Origin of the sequence: Acinetobacter sp. YH12096 (assembly GCF_013419215.1) — a bacterium.
Classification (GTDB): Bacteria; Pseudomonadota; Gammaproteobacteria; order Pseudomonadales; family Moraxellaceae; genus Acinetobacter; species Acinetobacter amyesii.
This window is the reverse complement of sequence record NZ_VPAM01000004.1, coordinates 99489-119880: the sequence shown is the minus strand read 5'-3', so window position 1 is coordinate 119880 and position 20392 is coordinate 99489. Positions and strand designations below refer to the sequence as shown.

Genomic DNA, 20392 nt, shown 5'->3' with positions numbered 1-20392 from the left:
TGACTATATAGCAGTGCTTTATACAATGTATGCTATAGCGGATTATTTGAAACAAAAAAGCCGCATTCTATGCGGCTCTTAATTGAACAAATAAATTATGCATCTTCAGTTTCTAAAATTTCGAAGTCATGGGTAATTTCTACACCACCATCCATCAGCATTTTACTAGCAGAACAGTATTTTTCAGCAGAAAGTTCAACCGCTTTTGCAACTTGCTTTTCCTTCACGCCATGACCAGTGACTACAAAGTGCAAATGAATTTTAGTGAATACAGCAGGAATAGTGTCGGCACGTTCTGCATTTAATTCACAACGAACATCGGTAATGCCTTGGCGTGCTTTCTTTAAAATCGTCACAATATCGAAAGATGCACAACCACCAAGTCCTGTTAAAATCAGTTCCATTGGGCGCGGACCACGGTTTTCACCGCCATATTCTTGTGATCCATCCATCATAACAGTGTGACCACTTTGAGTTTTTGCTTCAAAAGCAACATTCTCTAGCCAATGAACACTAGTTTGCATTGCAAGTCCCTAAAAAAAGCTATAAATTTACGCAGTACCTGTACACTAACATAAATTGAGTTGATAAGGAATTTCAACTCTTACGTGTGACAAGTTCACTTTAGGTCTTGTGCGATCTATAAATTATCCATATTCGGAAACTGTTAGCATGACTTCAAACTTTTCACAACTTAGCACAGATGCGCTATCTCCGGGGCAGTTACCTGAGTCGGTGAAGGCATTATTAAAACGTGCATATATCAATCGTTACCCAAAACGTACAACAATCATTGATGCGGGCTCAGAATCTAAATCTTTGTATTTAATTCTTAAGGGTTCAGTATCTATCATTTTACGTGAAGATGATGAGCGTGAAATTGTGGTTGCGTACTTAAATGCGGGTGACTTTTTTGGGGAAATGGGTCTATTCGAAGCAAATGCACAGCGTACTGCAGAAGTGCGTACGCGAGATGTATGTGAAATTGCTGAGATTACCTATGAAAACTTTCATGAATTAAGTAAACAATACCCAGACTTAAGTTATGCGGTATTTGCACAGCTTGTACGCCGTCTTAAAAATACGACGCGTAAAGTAACCGACCTTGCGTTTATTGACGTGTCAGGTCGAATTGCACGTTGCTTAATTGATTTATCTTCACAACCTGAAGCAATGATTTTGCCGAATGGTCGCCAGATTCGTATTACTCGTCAAGAGATTGGTCGTATCGTGGGTTGTTCCCGTGAAATGGTTGGTCGTGTTCTAAAAACACTTGAAGAGCAAGGCATGATTGAAACTGATGGTAAAGCGATTCTAATTTTTGATGCATCGCTTGAAGATAAAAGTCAATTGGCTTCTGACGAATTTGACGACGAAGAATAATCATTCTTCTAAATAAAAAAAAGCAAACTCAGGGGTTTGCTTTTTTTATGTCTATTCATTTCTCACCATTATAGCTGAACAAGCTTTTCTCACATTTTCTGACAAATAAACAGAAAATTATGATTTAAACAAAGCCGATATCTTAGGTAAGCTACTTCGTGACTTATATATTGATATTTAAAATAAAGAGGGAATTTGTGGCATGCAATTTAAACCATTGGCACATAGCGGAATTTTAGTTCCAGAAATTTGTTTAGGCACTATGACGTTTGGTGAACAAAACACCCAAGCAGAAGCTTTCGAGCAACTGGATTATGCTTTAGAGCGTGGTCTTAACTTTTGGGATACTGCAGAAATGTATCCTGTCCCACCGAAACCTGAAACCCAAGGTTCAACTGAAACTATTATTGGTAACTGGATTGCAGCTCGCGGTGGACGTGATAAATTAATCTTAGCTTCAAAAATTGCAGGGCCGTCACAAGGCGGTAGTCATATTCGTGACGGGCAAACTAAATTTATTGCTTCGGAAATTGAGTCTGCACTGGATCATTCTCTTCAGCGCTTACAAACAGATTATCTTGACTTATACCAGTTGCATTGGCCGCAACGTCCAACCAACTTTTTCGGTAAATTGGGTTATGGCAATGCCGAAGCAAACAGTACGCAAACTATTACCAATTTAGAAGAAACATTAGTTGCTTTAAGTCATGAGGTGAAAAAAGGTCGAATTCGCTCAATTGGACTATCTAATGAAACGCCATGGGGAACGTTAAAATTCCTACAACTTGCAGAAAAGCATGGTTTAGAAAAAATTGTCAGTGTGCAAAATCCATATAGTTTGTTGAATCGTACTTATGAAATCGGTTTATCTGAAATTGCACACTACGAAGGCGTGGGCTTATTGGCATATTCACCTTTAGCATTTGGTTATCTAACAGGTAAATTCCGTCATGGTGCACGTCCTGCCAATGCTCGAGTGACACTATTTTCACGCTTCAGCCGCTATTCAAATGCGGAGAGTGAATGGGCAACAGAACAATATGCACAATTGGCTGAACAGCATGGTTTAACGTTGACACAGTTAGCACTAGCATTTATTAAGCAGCAATTTTTTGTCACCAGTACAATTATTGGTGCGACAAATCTAGATCAGTTGAAAGAAAATATTGATGCTTTTGAGGTGAATTTATCAGAAGACATTTTAAAAAAGATTGAAGCTATTCATCGCCAACAGCCAAATCCTGCACCTTAAGCTGAACTTTTTAGTGGATTAAGCAAAAGCCTGCATGTAAATGTGGGCTTTTTTGACATTTGTATTATTTAAGCAAATGGAAAATCATTGAATTTTATTGTCAGAAAGTTAGTTGAGTTGACAAGAAAATTGCCTAAAAATACATATGTATTTAAACAATATAATAAAGTACTAAATTCTTCAATAAATGACTTGAAAAGTATTCTATTTATACCAATATTATAATTGAGATTTATCTTTATCTTAAAATTAACTCATTGAAAAATATTTAAAAAATGTATTTGAAATTTTAAATATGACTCCCATATATGCTTCAAGTACAGAATTTGTTGTGAGGAATAACAAGAATGCGATTCGAAAAATTCACAAACCGTTTGCAGCAAGCATTATCCGATGCCCAATCTTTAGCAATGGGGAAAGACCATACAGCCATTGAAGGAATCCATATTCTTTCGACATTGCTTGAAGAGCCTTCGAACCAAAGCTTGTTACAACAGGCAGGTGCTAATCTTCCTGAGTTAAAAACCAAACTTCAGCAAGCCCTACAGGATACCGCCACCATTGCTACGCCGACAGGGGACATCAACCTAAATCCTGAAGCAGTCAAAGCGCTAAATTTAGCCGATAGTTTTGCGCAAAAAGCTGGAGATGAGTTTCTTTCTACAGATTGGGTGATTCTCGGTTTAGCTGAAACGGGTAAAACCAAAACCTTATTAAATAGTGTAGGCGTAACGACAGATAAATTACGTAGTGCAATTGAACAAATACGAGGCGGTGAACAAGTCATGAGTAATAACCACGAAGATCAACGTGATTCACTCAACAAATATACCTTAGACCTCAATGCACGTGCATTAGAAGGCAAGTTAGATCCAGTTATTGGTCGTGACGAAGAGATTCGCCGTACCATTCAGGTTTTATCACGTCGTAGCAAAAACAACCCCGTACTGATTGGTGAGCCGGGTGTGGGTAAAACAGCAATCGTTGAGGGCTTAGCACAGCGTATCGTCAATGGTGAAGTTCCTGAAAGTCTGAAAGGTAAACGTGTACTTTCACTCGACCTTGGTTCATTGCTTGCAGGTGCAAAATACCGCGGTGAATTTGAAGAACGTCTTAAAGCAGTTCTAAAAGATTTAGCCAAATATGATGGCGAGATTATTCTTTTCATTGACGAATTACATACGCTTGTTGGCGCAGGTAAAGGCGATGGTGCAATGGATGCTGGTAACATGCTTAAACCTGCATTAGCGCGTGGTGAGCTACGCTGTGTAGGTGCAACCACCTTAGATGAGTACCGCCAATATATTGAAAAGGATGCGGCATTAGAGCGTCGTTTCCAAAAAGTGATCGTTGATGAACCGAGTGTGGAAGACACCATTGCGATTTTACGTGGTCTAAAAGACAAATATGCAACCCATCATGGTGTGCAAATTTTAGACTCTGCGATTATTGCTGCGGCAAAAATGTCGCATCGTTACATCACAGACCGTCAGTTGCCAGACAAAGCCATTGATTTGATTGATGAAGCTGCATCACGTATCAAAATGGAAATTGACTCAAAACCTGAGCCACTTGACCGTTTAGATCGCCGTTTAATTCAGTTAAAAATGCAACTTGAAGCGGTGAAAAAAGATGCAGATTCAGTCTCAAAAGCTGAAGTTGAGCACCTAGAGAAACAAATTGCTGAAGTTCAAAAAGAATATAGTGATTTGGAAGAAGTTTGGATTGCGGAAAAACGTCTGGTTGACGGCACGAATCAGGCTCAAATCGAGCTAGATAAAGCACGTACTGCCTTTGAAAAAGCACAACGTGAAGGTGATTTAGCAGAAGCTAGCCGTTTGCAATATGGTGTTATTCCTGAGTTGCAAAAACGCTTGAATGAAGAAGAAGTTGCCGAGGTGAATGAAGAACCGAAACTGATTCGTACCAAAGTCACTGAAAATGAAATCGCTGAAGTGGTAAGTGCGGCTACAGGTATTCCTGTTGCGAAAATGCTGCAAGGTGAACGTGAAAAACTCTTACACATGGAGGAGTTCTTACATAACCGTGTAGTTGGTCAAGATGAAGCTGTCGTAGCAGTGTCGAATGCGGTGCGTCGTTCTCGTGCAGGATTATCCGATCCAAACCGCCCAAGTGGTTCATTCTTATTCCTTGGGCCAACAGGTGTAGGTAAAACTGAGTTAACCAAAGCTCTAGGTAACTTCTTATTTGACAGTGATGATGCGATTATTCGTATCGACATGTCAGAGTTTATGGAAAAGCATTCGGTGAGCCGTTTAGTGGGTGCTCCTCCGGGCTATGTGGGCTATGAAGAAGGCGGTGTATTAACTGAGGCTGTACGTCGTAAACCTTATAGTGTGGTGTTGTTTGATGAGGTTGAAAAAGCCCATCCAGACGTCTTTAACATCTTGCTTCAAGTGTTAGATGATGGTCGATTAACTGACTCACAAGGTCGTGTGATTGATTTCAAAAACACCGTAATCGTGATGACCTCGAACTTAGGTTCAACCGATGTTCGTGAATTAGGTGAAAACCCGTCGAAAGACGAAGTTCGTGCTGTGGTCATGGCTGCTGTATCTGAACATTTCCGTCCTGAATTTGTGAACCGTATTGATGAGCTGGTGGTTTTCCATTCTTTACAAAAAGCGCAAATTCGTGGCATTGCAGATATTCAGTTGGATCGTTTACGTTCACGTTTGGCTGACAAAGACATGAGTTTGGCAGTTGAAGATAGTGCCTTTGAGTTACTTATCGATGCTGGTTTTGACCCTGTATATGGTGCACGTCCTCTAAAACGTGCCATCCAACAACAAGTTGAAAATACACTGGCACAGAAAATCTTGTCAGGCGCGTTCCAACCGGGCGATACGATTGTTGTTCAAGCGGAAGGAGATCACCTAAGTTTTGACAAGATGAAACTCAATTAAAAGGTACAAATTAGCCACGTTCAGTTGTAAAAACAGAAACCCGGTTTAGGCCGGGTTTTTTTATTTTACGCTTTTCGTGATTTTCGTTTAAATACGTAAAGTTGATTGCATTTCATCATTTTCACCCACTAATATGACGTCCGCACGCATCCAACGAGATGACTGTGTTCTGTAAAACAAAAACAATATCGCTTGTTCATCATGAATGAATGGCAACAGGAAATTATGATTATGATGGAATTTAAACTGCTTAGGCAGATCAAAAAAGAACCTTATAGTTTATATAAACATACTGGTGACATCACTGTTCAAGAACTCAAACGCATGTATGGTATTTATCAAAAGTATTATGCCAATACCCGTTATGAAATTTTTGAACGCGACTTCTTAGAAAAAACCGGTGTTTTTTTTATTATTGAACCGAAAAATAATCAAATTGTCGGATTTTCGACGGTTATGGAACGTGACTTTGTTGTTGATGGTAAAGCCCGACATGCTTTTTTCAGTGGAGATACCATTATTGAGAAAGAGTATTGGGGAAATCGTGCATTAACTAGAGCAATGTTCCGTTATATTATTAGTTTTAAATTTCGTCATCCAAGAACACCTGTATATTGGATTCTAATCTCTAAAGGCTTTAAAACTTATCTGCTTTTAGCCAATAACTACTACAGCTACTATCCACACTATGGTGAGAAAAATGCTCATCTCAAAGACTTTGTCGAATCGTACTGTAAAGAATATTTCTCAGAATACTATAACCATGAAACAGGTTTGCTAAATTTTGGCGAAGACTACCAGCCACTCAAAGCAGATGTTGCGCCTATCACCCATGAGATGCGCGAAAACAATACCAAGATTGCTTTTTTTGAAGATAAGAACCCAACGTGGGTCGATGGAACTGAACTTCCATGCATTGGTGAATTACGTTGGAGCGATTTATACCGTTATGTAAATCGATTCTTAACCAAGACCACCAGTGTGAGTAAACATGACAGCAAGTTACGTTATAAGTCACGTACATTGCATATTGCGACAGGTTCAGACTCGAAGGTGGCCTAATGGGATTGCTTCTCACCACAGCACATCAAGTCTTGAATATTGCCTGCCGTAAAGCATTTCAACGCTATACACAGCAGGCACATCAGTTGGAAAATGTGCAACGTAAAAAATTAAGTCATTTTTTAAAGCAGCACATTTCGCAAAATTTAAGTTATGAGCAATTTGCCAAAAAATATCCGCTTTCGCGTTATAGCAATTGGAAAAGCCAAATTGAACAATCCAGACAAAGTGGCAAAAATTGTTTAGGGCCTGAAAAAATTGTCCGATTTCAACCGACCAGTGGGTCGAGTGAAGCAATTAAATTCATTCCTTATACTCAGGCTTTTTTAGATGAGCTAGATGAAGCTATTGGGTTATGGCTCACCAATCTATACCGAACTCATCCACAACTGAAAAACTCAACGCATTATTGGTCGGTTTCATGGTTGCCTGAAAGCCAGCGAAAGCTTTTAGAAAATAGTAATTTGAATGATGATAGTGCGCTGCTTAATCTGTCGAAGCGAGTGCTGAGTAAAATTACCCAGTCGGTACCGACTGAAATTGCGATGGCAAGTTCAGCCGAAGATGCCATGTTTGCAACTGCGGTGTATCTCGTTGCAGATAAGCATTTAGGCATGATTTCGGTATGGAGTCCTACATTTGCTTTGCAATTGTTGGATATCATTCAAGAACATCAAGCTGAAATTGTGCAGGTCTTGAAAACTGGACAATGGCAACGTGAGGGATTGAGTTTTCTGCAAGTTCCTAAATCTTGTCAACAATGCTATCGCTTACAAGACTTGGATTTGACCCAAGCATCGGCGTGGAAAAAACTGTGGCCTAAACTCAGTCTGGTTTCGAGTTGGGATACAGCGAGCGCAGAGCAGTGGGCAGTACAACTCCAGCAACGAATTGCAGGTGTGGCATTTGAAGGTAAAGGTTTATGGGCAACTGAAGGCGTAGTGACGATTCCATTTGCAGAGCGTTTTACCTTAAGTTATCAGTCACATTTTTATGAATTTATTTTGCAAGACAGCCAAAAAGTGGTGCCATCTTGGCAACTGAAAATAGGTGATATTGTTAGTCCTGTGATCACGACAGGTTCAGGATTAATTCGTTATGTGATTGATGATGAATTAGAAGTCACAGACTTTTATCAGCAAGTGCCATGTTTCAAGTTTTTAGGTCGCAAAATGACGGTAGATTTGGTCGGAGAAAAGCTCGACCACAATGCTGCAGTTAAAGTTCTTGCAGAGTTTAAACAAGCGGATTATTTGCCGATTAGTATCTTGGGTATCGAACAATGTTCGGTTAAAAAACCACACTATATTTTACTCAGTGAAGGCAATGTAGACAAACAACCATCAGCTCAAGCACTAGATCGTTTGCTTAAACATAATTTTCATTATGAATTGGCACGCGATCTAGGGCAGTTGGATGAACCTGAAGTTGTACATGTACAAGATGCATGGGACTACTACAAAACATTAGCCATGAACAATGGCATGATTGAAGGGAATATTAAGCCTGAGCCGCTTAAGAAAATGAAAACAAAAATAATTGAGTATTGAGATGGATATCGATGTGTTAGATGCACCGTTCGACGAAACGGCGTTATATCATTCAAAGAATGAGACTAAGTTTGCGGTTCGAAATGCGACTGTCGAAGATGATGAGCAACTAATGAAAATTAGTGCAGAGACTATGCCAAGCAATGGCATCACATTATCTTATGCGCGTCACCCCAGTTATTTTGATGCCAGCCACGCACAGTATAATCGTCCAGATTTAAAAGTGGTTGTCCCTGTGGAAGATCCATCTATCGTGATTGCGATGATGAATTTGGGATGGCGTTATTGTTATATCAATGGTCAGCCTGACCTGATGCGTTATGTCGCCGATTTAAGAATGAATCCAGCGTATCGTGGTGCTAAAGTCATGCGCTTATTGATGGACTATCTCCATGATGAAATACCACAAGACACGATTTTTGAAAGTGTAGTTTTAAACGACAATATTGTCGCTGCCAGTATTTTACATCATGAAAGATCTGGATTTCCGCTGCCATATTTTTATGATGAAATTCGAACCTTTACCGTTTCACAGGCAGTGAAACCAAAAACTTTCAATCAATATCAATTTAAAACCCTGACTGCTGAACGTGTAGATGAAGCGAATGATTTCATTTTAAAAATGAAAGACCATTATAATTTTTTACCTAGCTATGATTTTAATGCTTTGGTAGATGGTCAAAATCCATTTTGGGCATGCTTAAATCTAGATGACTTCTATTTGATTTACGATCAGCACAATCAGTTGGTTGGACTTTATGGCTTATGGAATCAAAAAAGTTTTAAACAAACTCGAGTGATCGATTATTCAAGGTCATTAAAGTTGATGAAACCTTTTTATAATGCCTATGCCAGTGTGCGTGGTGTTTTATCACTGCCAAAAATTCATGGAACCTTTGATTATTTAATGTTGCATAGTCCGCTATGTCATCCTGAACATCTGGACGTATTTGCAAGTTTGATTTTTCATGCAAAACAGCAGACAAAGCAACGTGGTAAAGAAACCTATTGTATTACTTTGGCAGAGAAGGACCCGCGTATTGAGTGGATGAAAAATACGACCTCACATGTGTTAAAAGCCAAGCACTATTTTCATAGTTTTAAAGCCAATCCATACGCTGCTTTTGATCGTAAACGTATTAGTTATTTTGAAGCTGGGCGTATATAGTTGAAGTGATAGCCATCAAAAAATCAATTAAAACTGCCAAATCAATCATTTAAAATCATTCTGATTGTGTACTTATGTAACTGAGTTCTTCAGTATACTGCGCAAAGAATAATCAGAATGAGAAAGACATGTCAAAATGGATGTGGGGAATTGGCAGTTTAGCGGTGCTTTCAGCAGCTGTGGTGGGAGGGAATTTATATGCAGATAAATCTCTTGCCCAATTTTATACACAGAATAATTGGTCAGCAGCTGTACAAGATGTTGATGTAAAGTACAGCAATTATCAAATGGGTTTGATGGGTGGAACGGTCGATTGGGTATTAACCCTGAAAACAGACCCGTGTAAACCCAAAGAAGTGATCGTGTTGAAGGGTACCGATCAGATTCAACGTGGGTTGAAAGGCTATAACATCAACTCGAACTTTAAGATTGTTCAACAACAAAGTACGTCCGAATATGCCAAGCTTTTTGATACAGACTTAACGGCAAAAACTTTGGTCAATTGGATTGGTCAAAGTAAAACAGATCTAAAGATTCCTGCATTTAAAACGACTGCACAAGGTACAACGGTACAAGCTGATGCCAGCCAATTGCAAATTCGGATCAGTAGTCTACCGGGGCAAGCCACTAAGGTATCTGAGCTTTCAATCCATTTACCTGTGGTTCGGTTGAGTGAAGGTCCAATGCAAACCATGGTGCAAAATTTTTCGATGAAGACCAATCAAGGTTTAAATCAGAAAAATCTTGAAAATGGTTTTGTTGAAATCCAAGCGGCTTCTATCAAACGTTTAGATCAAAAGTTCTCAGGCGGCATGCGTGGTATGCAATTGCGTTGGGAGACCGAACTAAATAAACAGGATGTGGACTTTGAAGGCTACTTAAAAGCTGATGAGATGGATTTCCCAGGTTCACCGGTCACTAAAGATTTCGCACTGAATTTGGCATTGCATAAAGTTAATCTAGATAAAGTTCGTGCATTTAGTGAACTTTTGCATCAGGTGGAAAATTCATGCGATGCAGTGGGTGAATCAAGTGAAGAAATGACTCGAGCATTCTTAGCAATCGCAAGCCAAGGTTTTGATTTTGAGTCTAAAGATAACTCGATCAGTATTGGTGGAGGTAAAGCCTCTGCAAATGTTGTGGGGAAAGTCATGCCGGGTCACCATGCTTCAATGGAGTCTTTTATAAAAATGGTGCCGAGCTTACTGGATTTTCAAGCAGACTTAAGTTTTGATAAAAATATGATGACTGCAATCATGAATAACTTTTTACAATTACAGGGCAAAAGTTTGTCAGTACAGGAAGCCGAAGCCATGTTTGCTGGTTTTGAAACATCAGGGCAAGGCAAGCGCGATGGCAATAACATGGTCATGAGTATGCAATATAAGTTCGGTCAAAAGCTTTTTGGTCAAGCTATACAAGAGAAATAAGCAACCAGCAGTGAGTAGTTAAGTTTAAAAAATATAAAACCGTCATAGATTGGCGGTTTTATATTTTTAGCTGCGGAATCATGATTTTCACTTTATCGGAACACAGCGGCCTAGCCATTGTTGAACAGTTGAAAAGTTGCTAGCGTCAATGGGCAACTAGCCAATCAAAACAACAATAGGAAAGACACGATGTCACACGATTATTTTTTTAGACGGAAACTTGTTCAATCATCCATGCCTAAATGTTCTTGGGTAAAACACAGTCTTATTAGTAGCATTTTTCTGATCGCTGTTCAGTCTACAGTTTTTGCGGGTACTTCAATTTCAGATCAACGTTTGTCGAATGAAACGCAAGGTAAAAAACAATTTAGTTAAGAAACCTTAGATATTATTGAGAGTGAAGCAGCTAAACCCAAAGAAGAGCAGCAGAACAATTCAAATCATAAATCTAATCGTAATAATAAGATCATTCAGGAGACCCAGCTTGAAGGCTCAACCATGAGTGATTATTTGCTTCAAAAGAAAAGGGCAGCGGATCAGGTCGGGTTAATACAATCTCCTGAAGTTGCACCGATTAACCGTATTGTGCTGCAAGAGCGACATGAAAATATTCGAGTAACGTATCCAGATGGAGTCGTGGTTGAAATGAAGCACTGACGTGCTTCATTTCATAGATCAGGAATTTCTAAAGTCAAACCTTAGATTTGTGGATGAGTGATTTTCCATGCACGGTGAATTTTGGTATTACGTTTAAAGTCTAGGCCAATGGTTTCATTGCTGATTTCTTCAACGTCAAACATTGCCATGATCACATCGTCCATCTCAAAACCACGGTAGTTGTTTGAGAAGTAAAGCGTTCCGTCAGTGGTTAAACGGTTCATGGCACGTTTAAGCAAAGACATATGGTCGCGTTGGACATCAAACGTACCATAGAACTTTTTAGAGTTAGAGAATGTTGGTGGGTCAATAAAGATCAGGTCATATTGCTCGTGACCTTCTTTCAACCATTCAAAACAGTCGCTAGAGAAGAACTGATGTTGTTCATCTGCATGATCTACTGTCAAACCATTCAGTACAAAGTTCTCTTTAGACCAGTTTAGGTAGGTATTTGACAAATCGACACTGGTCGTACTTGCTGCACCGCCAAGCGCTGCATGTAAGCTCGCTGTAGAGGTATAGCTATATAAGTTCAGGAAGTGTTTACCTTTGGCTTCTTTGGCAATCCGTAGACGCATTTGACGATGGTCAAGGAACAAACCTGTATCGAGGTAGTCTGTTAGGTTCACCAAAATCTTTGCTTTGCCTTCTTGAACGATAAAACGTTTAGACGCGGTACTTTGTTTGGTGTACTGATTTTTACCTTCTTGGCGGGCACGTGTTTTAATGAAAATCGCATCACGACCTAAGCCTGTCACTGCACGAATCGCTTGAAGTGCTAAGTTAAAGCGTTTTTTGGCTTTTTCAGGGTCAATTTTTTTCGGTGGTGCATATTCTTGTACGTGTAAACGATCACCATACAAATCTACCGCGACATTAAAGTCAGGCAAATCGGCATCATATAAACGTAGACAGAAAATATTTTCTTTGACTGCCCATTTTTTAAGATTCTGCATGTTTTTTTGCAGACGGTTAGTAAAGTCTTCTGCACCTTCAATTTTTTCAAATTGTTGAGGTTCCCAATGCTCTAGGAAAGGCTTTTGAACTGCTGCAGGTTTGACTGTACCAAAACGGACGTAAATTGGGAGCTTACCATTCATCAAACGCAAAATTTGCGGATCATTAAAGGCAAGGACATCGGCCTGTTCAACTTGTGCTGCAATAATCGCAGCAGGCTGATTCGGGAAGTTCTTTTGTAATAGTGCCGATAGACCTAAATACAGTGCGCGGTTAGAGGCTTTATCACCTAAACGCTCGCCGTACGGAGGGTTAGTGACAACAAAGCTTTTCTTACCTGTTGCTTGGAAATCTGGCCAGTCTGCAAGTGTACGTTCTTCAATCTTAATTTGATCAAGTACAGATTCGAAACCTGCCGCGATAATATTTTGTTTAGTTGCTTTTACCGCTTCCCAGTCTGCATCAAATGCATAGAATTGTGGCAGAGAGTTTTCAAGTGCGGCTTTATGACGTTCAGCAGCTTCACCTTTGATCGACATCCAAAGTTCATGGTCATGACCATTCCAACCATTAAAACCAAAACGACGAACAAGGCCTGGCGCGCGGTCAGTCAAAATCATTAAAGATTCAATGATAAATGTCCCTGAACCACACATTGGGTCAAGGATAATATCGGGTTGATGCTGTTTAAGTTTTGCTTTCTGTAAGATGGCAGCCGCTAGGTTCTCTTTAATCGGCGCATCTGTCATATAGCGTCGGTAGCCTCGTTTATGTAGAGAATCACCTGATAAATCTAAGCAATAAGTATGTTCAGTTTTGCCAGCTAATACATACAACGTAATTTCAGGTTGCTTAATGTCAATGCTAGGACGTTTGCCCACAGCTTCCATAAAGGAATCGACCACACCATCTTTGACACGTAAAGTTGCGAACTGAGAATTGACTTTAATGTCACGTTCGATGTGTAAACGAACGGCAAATGTACTTTGTGGTGCAAAAATAAGTGACCAGTCAAAGTTTATTGCACCTTCATAGAGCTCTTCCGCTACATCACGTGCATCATGCGTGAACTCTAATTCATGTGTATGAATTGGAGTGAGTACACGAGAAGCCAAACGTGACCACATGCAAATACGGTATGCATCTTCAAGTGTGCCTTTGAATACAAGACGACCCGGGAACTGTTCAATATTTTGAACACCTAAACCTTCAATTTCCTCGCGGAGTAAGGTTTCCAGTCCATCTGCACAGGTAACCCAATATGTAGAAAGACGCGGTTTCGAATTCATGTAAATTTCCAAAGGCAAAAAAGCAATCGCATATTTTAACGTATTTTCGTGGATTTGGGCGGACGATATTGCGCTGAAACGGAAGAAATATCGGTAGATTTGAATGACTTTACCAAATTTATTCTGCGTACATTGTGAGAAATATCACTTAATGGTACAAAAATTGCTATAACCCTGATCAAAATTCGATCTTTATAATATTGATATCATTAGGGGTATTTATGACAGGGCTGGCAATCAATAGTCAATCAAACGCATTTTCAATTGCAACTTTAATCTATGCGCGCTTACGTCGTGTGTCAGGTCGGGTTATTGACGCATTATATGTGGTTGAGAATGTCGAATACGCACGCTTTGTTTCTAACTTGGCTTTGGAAACGGCCGATCCTGAATTATCTCGTTTGGTTGCGCGGCTTTACAGCGAGTTGAATTTGCATGAAGCTGCAGTTTCAGCACAAGAAGAACCAATAGTTAGCTCAGTTCAATCTGAAACAGCAGAAATTTTAATGAGCGAACCGACTGCGGAAGATATCTATAAAGCACAGGTTGCACATCGTTATATTGGCGCATTGCGTTAATTCAATCCCGCTGTGAGCAGCAGCATAAATTTCCTGCTGCACACCGCCTGAAGTATCAACCATCTTTCCATGTTTCAAGAGCTGTTGAACTGTGCAGAAGGCGGTTGTTCATAGCTGAACTTTATCTGTTTGAAAGTATTCAATTCAATCAAAAATAAGGACAGATAGAAGTCCTGTTTGAAGGCTTTTTGAAAGGGGAAAGGTGAAGTTTAATTTAAACCGTTTAATTTATCTAATTGAAATGATAGATAGGAATTTGAAAATTCATTTTGAATAACATCATGCGTTTGCATTGAACGTTGAAAACTTCAACTGCCATTTGCCAAGATTCTCTGTATAATGCGTTAACTTAACGATAAGGAATCTCTCATGCACTTGGCGGCATTGCATACACCGAGCCAGATTCAACTCAACCAAGATGGTAACTTAAAACATTTCCTCACCATCGAAGGCCTTTCTAAAGAAACTCTCACAAAAATATTGGACACTGCACAGTCCTTTTTTAATGACCAAAATCAGCTGATTACCAACAACCTTTTAGAAGGTCGTACGGTGATGAACCTGTTTTTTGAAAATTCAACACGTACCCGTACCACTTTTGAAGCGGCAGCAAAACGCCTGTCTGCAAACGTATTGAACATTGATATTGCACGTTCAAGTACATCAAAAGGCGAGACACTGCGTGATACCTTGTGGAATTTAGAGGCGATGGCGACCGACATTTTTGTGGTTCGTCATTCATCGTCAGGCGCGCCGCATTTTATTGCCAAAGATGTTTGTCCGCATGTGGCAATCATCAATGCAGGCGATGGCCGTCATGCGCATCCAACGCAAGCCATGTTGGATATGTTGACGATTCGCCGTGAAACCAAAAAGAATTTTGAAGACATTTCCATTGCCATTATTGGCGATATTAAGCATTCGCGTGTTGCCCGTTCAGATGTCGCTGCATTGCAAACATTGGGCTGTAAAGATATTCGTGTCATTGCGCCAAATACTTTGCTGCCTTACGGTTTTGATGATTATGGCGAAGGCATTCGTTTGTTCAACAATATGGAAGACGGCATTCAAGACTGCGACGTGATTATTACTTTACGTATTCAAAATGAACGTATTGATTCTCCTGCGCTGTCATCTCAAGCTGAATTCTACAAAATGTACGGTTTGAATAAAGAACGCTTGGCTTTGGCAAAACCTGACTGCATCGTGATGCATCCGGGACCAATGAACCGCGGTGTTGAAATTGACTCGAGTATTGCCGATGGTGCTCAGTCCGTGATTTTACATCAGGTGACCAACGGTATTGCGGTGCGTATGGCGGTACTGGCTTTGGCGATGCAAGGTCAGCTGCAAGAAAAAGGTTTAATTGAAGCGATTGCGGTTTAAGGGATAGTCATGAGTATTGTTAAAGTTGAAAATGTACGTGTCTTAGATCCAATCAATCAAACTGACAGCGTACAGACGGTTTATATTGAAAATGGCCGATTGGTTGCCGAAAGCAATGCCGCTGAAACCATTGATGGTCAAGGCAAATGGCTGATGCCAAGTATGGTTGATCTCTGTGCGCGTTTGCGTGAGCCGGGTCAGCAGCAGCATGGCACTTTAAAGTCAGAAGGTAAGGCTGCACGTGCGAATGGTATTTTGCATGTGTTTACCCCGCCTGACTCAAAACCGATTGTGCAGGACAATGGCGCATTGATTCATGGCCTGGTGGAAAAAGCCATGATTGATGGTGGCATTTATCTGCAGGTGATTGGCGCGCAAACTCAAGGTTTGTTAGGCAAGCAGCCGGCGAATATGGCAGGTTTGAAAAAAGGTGGCTGTACTGCGGTATCGAATGCCAATGCGCCATTTATGGACGATGATGTAGTGATTCGCACCTTGGAATATGCTGCGGGTCTGAACATGACCGTTGTGTTCTATGCCGAAGAGCCGCAGATTGCCAAAGATGGCTGTGTGCATGAAGGTTTTGTCGCATCTCGTCAAGGTTTGCCGATGATTCCTGCATTGGCGGAAACCGTAGCCATTGCAAAATACTTATTGATGATTGAAGCTACTAAAGTGCGTGCGCACTTTGGTCTGTTGTCATCAGGCGCATCCGTTGAATTGATTAAACAGGCCAAAGCGAAAGGTTTGCCGGTCACTTGCGATGTAGCCATGCACCAATTGCATTTAACTGATCAGTTGATTGACGGCTTTAATTCACTTGCGCATGTTCGTCCGCCGCTGCGTTCTGAGCAAGATAAAGACTTGCTCCGCCAAGCAGTGAAAGACGGTGTGATTGATGCGATCTGTACGCATCATGAGCCGCTGAGCAGCTCTGCGAAAATGGCGCCTTTTGCTGAAACACAACCTGGTTTTACCGCATTTGATACCTATGTACCTTTTGGTATTCAACTGATTCAAGAAGGCCTATTAAGCCCACTGGAATGGGTTGAGAAAGTTACACTCGCACCGGCAAAAGTGGCCAATATGCAACAGCGTTGGGCAGATGAAGCGGGTTGGGTACTGGTCGATCCAGAGCTTGAGTGGACTATTAATAAAGACACGATTGTATCAAATGGTAAGAACACACCATTAATTCAGCAAATGGTAAAAGGTAAAGTAGTTCACGCTTTCTTTAGATAAACAAAAAATGAGTAGAATTTAATTAAAAAAAGCTGGCAATAGTCAGCTTTTTTTAATTAAAAATAGTTAGTTTATGTAAATTTGTGTATATTTGATTCAAATAAATAGGGGGTAATATGTCGTTTTATAAAAATATTTTAGCAATTGGTGTGGTTGCAGTATGTGTAACAGGTTGTAAGGGTAATTTATTTTCTAAGCATATAGCATGTGATGACACAGAAGCTTTGCTGCTTGTTAATCAAGTTTTAAAAGATAACCTAACGAACCAATTAGAAAGTGAGCTTAAATCGCTAATTTCGGATGGCGCAATCAAAGATTTGGATCCTGCTAAATTAAAACTTTCAGCACAATCAATAAATTTTACTTTGATGGATAGTCGTACAGAATTTATTGATCCGAATAGTTCAAAGACGAATTGTTCAATTGATTTAGCAACAATTTTACCTTCCGATGTTGTGAAAAAATCAGATGAAGCCCGTGTTAAAGTAGATCGCTATTCAACTGAGAGTCAAGCTAATGACTTAGGTGTTGATTTTAATAATAATAAAATCAACTTAACTTTAGAATATACGCTCCAACCCTCAGACAAGGGCGATAAAATTTTTACTCTAGTTAAGAACACAAATAATTTTAATACTTTGATTTCTGATACTTTAACTTATGCATTTTTAAAGCCTCAAATAGAGAAAAATCAAATTAAATTAAAAGAGGCTGAAACGAAGCAAGCAGTTAATGCAGCTTATGAGGCTAACTTGGCTGCGCAAGATGCAGCCGCGGCAGCAGCACAAGCAACTGCAGCAGAAACTGAATATTATTCAGAATATTAAGATGGTAAGATGAATATGAAATTTAAAATTATGTGTCTTGCGGTAGCATCTGTGTTTTTAACAGCTTGTGATAAAGTTTCATCAATTACTGGAACAACTGCCAAATGTGATAATGAAACTGCTAAAGAGCTTGTGGTTGAATCATTTAGTAAAGGTTTAAGCGATCTATCAAGTAATCGTATAAAAGAATTAATTGAGACGGAAAATATCACCATTGATATGGGTAAATTACGCAGTTCTTTGAAGCAAATTACTTTTCAAGTTACTGATGTTCGTACTAATAATTCGGATCCAAATAGTAAGAAAAGTTACTGTGCAACGGATTTTATTGTTAAATTACCAGAGCAAATGATTTTAGACGCAGATGCAGCAAGGGCTGTATACGAACAGAATAATGTTGCACAATCTGCTGTACTTTCGGATCTTAGTTTAGAACAAAATCAATTAAAAAAGGAAATTGAGTACTTAGTTCAACCAACTGATGATGGAAAAAAAGTATTTGTTACTTTGGAAAATTCCGATGCTTTAGTCCATTTTGTTAGTGAAGTTGCTGTAGACTCTTTACTAAAGTCTGCAAGGCAAAATGCAGCTGAAGTAGCTAAACAAGAAGAAGTGAAACGTATTGCTGAACAAAATGCAGCAGTACAAGAATATCAAGAAGTAGTGTTAGCAGAAGCTAAGTCGAATTTAGATACAGCAAATGAGAACTTGAATTTAGTTTGGAATGCGACGACAAAAGAGGTTCGTGACCAATTACTTGCGGAACAAAAAATTTGGCTAAAAAAACGTGATTTAGAGTGTAAGTTAGAAAGTTCAAATACAGAAAATCCAGAGGTTTATCGTTTAAACTGTGAAACAAATATGACTGTGACACGAACTACTGAGTTGCGCCAAAAAATATATTATCTAGAACCTTAATTTCATACTAAAAAGTCAGCTTCGGCTGGCTTTTTTTATGAGGATTGAAATTAATAGATTGAAAATAGAAAAGAAATTAACGCGCTGACAAGTCCGAACAAATTATTACATTTGATCAAAAAATAAGCATATAAACTAAAGTACACATGAAAATAATGACAACCGCATGGAGTACAAATATGAATATAGACTTATTAGCGCTGATTAAGCAGCACGTCTCCTCGATTGTGCTGGACGGTGATACACAACACTTAACTGAAAAAAATTCAGCCATTAGCCAATTTATTCCATTCCTGTTAAATATTTTTCGATCCAAACCTGAATTTATTGATGCCTTTCAAAAACAGTTAAACCCTCGTATTAGTGATATATTTTCGGCAAATCCCACATTAAAAGATCAATTTTTGCAACATCTCGGTGGCGGTACGGCCCCAACGTCAGAAATAGAGCAAACCTTAAACCACTCTATAGCTCCAACTTTAGGGGCACTTGAAAATGAAGCGGGTTCATCTGATCCCGTCGCAATCACGCATTTACTTGATAATCATGCAGATAGCATTTTGGCGGCACTACCACAATGGGCAGTGCCTTTACTCGCAGGTTTAGGGGTAAACACTGCAGCTGGCCGTACATTACACCAAGCGCCTGTTGTTGAACCAACACCTGTTATCGTTGAAGAAAAACGCTCGAATTGGTTATTGCCAATTATTGCGCTGCTTATATTATTGGGTCTGATCGCATTTTGGTTTAAGTCTTGTACTAATAAAGAAGAACCAACCACCTCTGCAACAACGGTTGCACAGCCTGCTGCATCTCAGCCAGCACATTTGCAATTTAGCACCGGTACAGATGGGCAGTTAACCAACTGTCAAATTCAAACTGGTGATTCAAATTATCTTGAAATTTTGCAGCAACAAGTCAAACAGATCTTTAACTTTAATACGGGTTGTGGTGCTTCATCTGATGCCAGTTACCATACGCAATTTATTGATCAAGATACCATTCCAACGGTTCTGCAAAAACTTAAAGGTGTGCCAAATACCACTTTAACCTGGACAGAAAATCAGTTATCGATTTTGTCGCAAAATCCTGCGGATGCTCAAAGCCTTGCCAATCAAATTAAGCCTTTAGCAAAAAATATGACGGTATTGGTTCAAGAAGGTGTGAGTGAACAAACTGCAGTAGATAACAGTATTACTGATGCACAAAAAGCATTAGCGAGCATTAACCCTGAACAAGTTCGTGCGCTAGATGTTGCGACTGCGCTGAACTTACAAATTATTAATTTTGCGACAGGTTCATCTGATATTCCTGACGTAAATAAATCGATTTTGGATCAGGCGGCAGCATTGCTGCAGCGCGCTACAGAAGTACATCTGACTGTACAAGGTCATACCGATGCTGTGGGTAATGAGGAAGCGAATAAAGCTTTATCGCAAGAGCGTGCACAAGCTGTGGTGGATTACTTGGTGTCGAAAGGCGTTGATCCTGCACAGCTTCAAGCGGTGGGTTATGGTCAAGAAAAACCGGTAGCAGAAAACAGCACCAAAGAAGGTCAATTCAAAAACCGTCGTATTGAGTTTGAAGTTTTAAATACCGAGAATGGTAAAGTACGAGATGTCACCAGCGAAGGCGTAACTGAAAAGACCAATTAAAACCGTACTAAATGAGATGATATATAAAAAATCCCTGCACATGCGGGGATTTTTCTCGTCAAAGCGCTGTAATTTTGAGTAAAATACGCCCGAAGAATAAAATCATAATGG

The 20392-nt window shown here is 39.7% G+C and carries 17 protein-coding genes; 15 read left to right on the top strand and 2 right to left on the bottom strand.

Annotated features, from left to right (window positions below; translation table 11 throughout):
* Window positions 1-95: 95 nt before the first annotated feature.
* Window positions 96-524: an OsmC family protein gene (locus FTU36_RS02745; RefSeq protein ID WP_180116761.1), complete on the bottom strand. Its 429-nt coding sequence runs from the start codon at window positions 522-524 to the stop codon at window positions 96-98.
* A 148-nt stretch (window positions 525-672) separates the two neighbouring features.
* Here FTU36_RS02745 and crp point away from each other — a divergent pair, with 148 nt between their 5' ends.
* From crp to FTU36_RS02700, 9 genes are all read left to right on the top strand, one after another.
* On the top strand, window positions 673-1383 hold the full coding sequence (gene crp, locus FTU36_RS02740; protein ID WP_180004890.1) for a cAMP-activated global transcriptional regulator CRP: 711 nt from the start codon (window positions 673-675) through the stop codon (window positions 1381-1383).
* A gap of 202 nt (window positions 1384-1585) precedes the next feature.
* Window positions 1586-2635: an NADP(H)-dependent aldo-keto reductase gene (locus tag FTU36_RS02735; RefSeq protein WP_180116760.1), complete on the top strand. Its 1050-nt coding sequence runs from the start codon at window positions 1586-1588 to the stop codon at window positions 2633-2635.
* Window positions 2636-2982: 347 nt separating this feature from the next.
* On the top strand, window positions 2983-5562 hold the full coding sequence (clpB, locus tag FTU36_RS02730) for an ATP-dependent chaperone ClpB (RefSeq protein ID WP_180021988.1): 2580 nt from the start codon (window positions 2983-2985) through the stop codon (window positions 5560-5562).
* A 225-nt stretch (window positions 5563-5787) separates the two neighbouring features.
* Window positions 5788-6624 carry a hypothetical protein gene (locus tag FTU36_RS02725; RefSeq protein WP_306669694.1) on the top strand — a complete coding sequence of 279 codons (837 nt, stop codon included), beginning with the start codon at window positions 5788-5790 and terminating at the stop codon, window positions 6622-6624.
* Window positions 6624-8174: a GH3 auxin-responsive promoter family protein gene (locus FTU36_RS02720; protein WP_180116759.1), complete on the top strand. Its 1551-nt coding sequence runs from the start codon at window positions 6624-6626 to the stop codon at window positions 8172-8174. Before FTU36_RS02725 ends, FTU36_RS02720 begins: the two co-directional genes overlap by 1 nt.
* 1 nt (window position 8175) lies before the next feature.
* Window positions 8176-9342: a GNAT family N-acetyltransferase gene (locus FTU36_RS02715; RefSeq protein ID WP_180004895.1), complete on the top strand. Its 1167-nt coding sequence runs from the start codon at window positions 8176-8178 to the stop codon at window positions 9340-9342.
* Between the two features lie 128 nt (window positions 9343-9470).
* Window positions 9471-10772, top strand: coding sequence for a DUF945 family protein (locus tag FTU36_RS02710; RefSeq protein WP_180116758.1), 1302 nt, complete (start codon window positions 9471-9473; stop codon window positions 10770-10772).
* Window positions 10773-10961: 189 nt separating this feature from the next.
* Window positions 10962-11147, top strand: coding sequence for a hypothetical protein (locus FTU36_RS02705; protein WP_180116757.1), 186 nt, complete (start codon window positions 10962-10964; stop codon window positions 11145-11147).
* A gap of 123 nt (window positions 11148-11270) precedes the next feature.
* Window positions 11271-11429, top strand: coding sequence for a hypothetical protein (locus FTU36_RS02700; RefSeq protein WP_162689727.1), 159 nt, complete (start codon window positions 11271-11273; stop codon window positions 11427-11429).
* 41 nt (window positions 11430-11470) lie between these two features.
* On the opposite strand, the gene rlmKL is transcribed toward FTU36_RS02700, so the two are convergent.
* Window positions 11471-13675, bottom strand: coding sequence for a bifunctional 23S rRNA (guanine(2069)-N(7))-methyltransferase RlmK/23S rRNA (guanine(2445)-N(2))-methyltransferase RlmL (gene rlmKL / locus FTU36_RS02695; RefSeq protein WP_180116756.1), 2205 nt, complete (start codon window positions 13673-13675; stop codon window positions 11471-11473).
* 221 nt (window positions 13676-13896) lie between these two features.
* Here rlmKL and FTU36_RS02690 point away from each other — a divergent pair, with 221 nt between their 5' ends.
* The 6 genes from FTU36_RS02690 (at window position 13897) to FTU36_RS02665 (ending at window position 20281) form a co-directional block, all read left to right on the top strand.
* The gene (locus FTU36_RS02690; protein ID WP_180010389.1) at window positions 13897-14253 is read left to right on the top strand and encodes a hypothetical protein; all 357 of its coding nucleotides are present in this window, start codon (window positions 13897-13899) and stop codon (window positions 14251-14253) included.
* 369 nt (window positions 14254-14622) lie between these two features.
* Window positions 14623-15639, top strand: coding sequence for an aspartate carbamoyltransferase catalytic subunit (locus tag FTU36_RS02685; protein ID WP_180010388.1), 1017 nt, complete (start codon window positions 14623-14625; stop codon window positions 15637-15639).
* A gap of 9 nt (window positions 15640-15648) precedes the next feature.
* Window positions 15649-16881: a dihydroorotase gene (locus FTU36_RS02680; protein WP_180116755.1), complete on the top strand. Its 1233-nt coding sequence runs from the start codon at window positions 15649-15651 to the stop codon at window positions 16879-16881.
* 116 nt (window positions 16882-16997) lie between these two features.
* Window positions 16998-17708: a hypothetical protein gene (locus FTU36_RS02675; protein ID WP_180116754.1), complete on the top strand. Its 711-nt coding sequence runs from the start codon at window positions 16998-17000 to the stop codon at window positions 17706-17708.
* Between the two features lie 15 nt (window positions 17709-17723).
* A complete protein-coding gene (locus FTU36_RS02670; protein ID WP_257224780.1) occupies window positions 17724-18626 on the top strand; it encodes a lysozyme inhibitor LprI family protein in 903 nt (300 codons plus the stop codon).
* A 179-nt stretch (window positions 18627-18805) separates the two neighbouring features.
* A complete protein-coding gene (locus FTU36_RS02665) occupies window positions 18806-20281 on the top strand; it encodes an OmpA family protein (protein WP_180116753.1) in 1476 nt (491 codons plus the stop codon).
* Window positions 20282-20392: the final 111 nt, after the last annotated feature.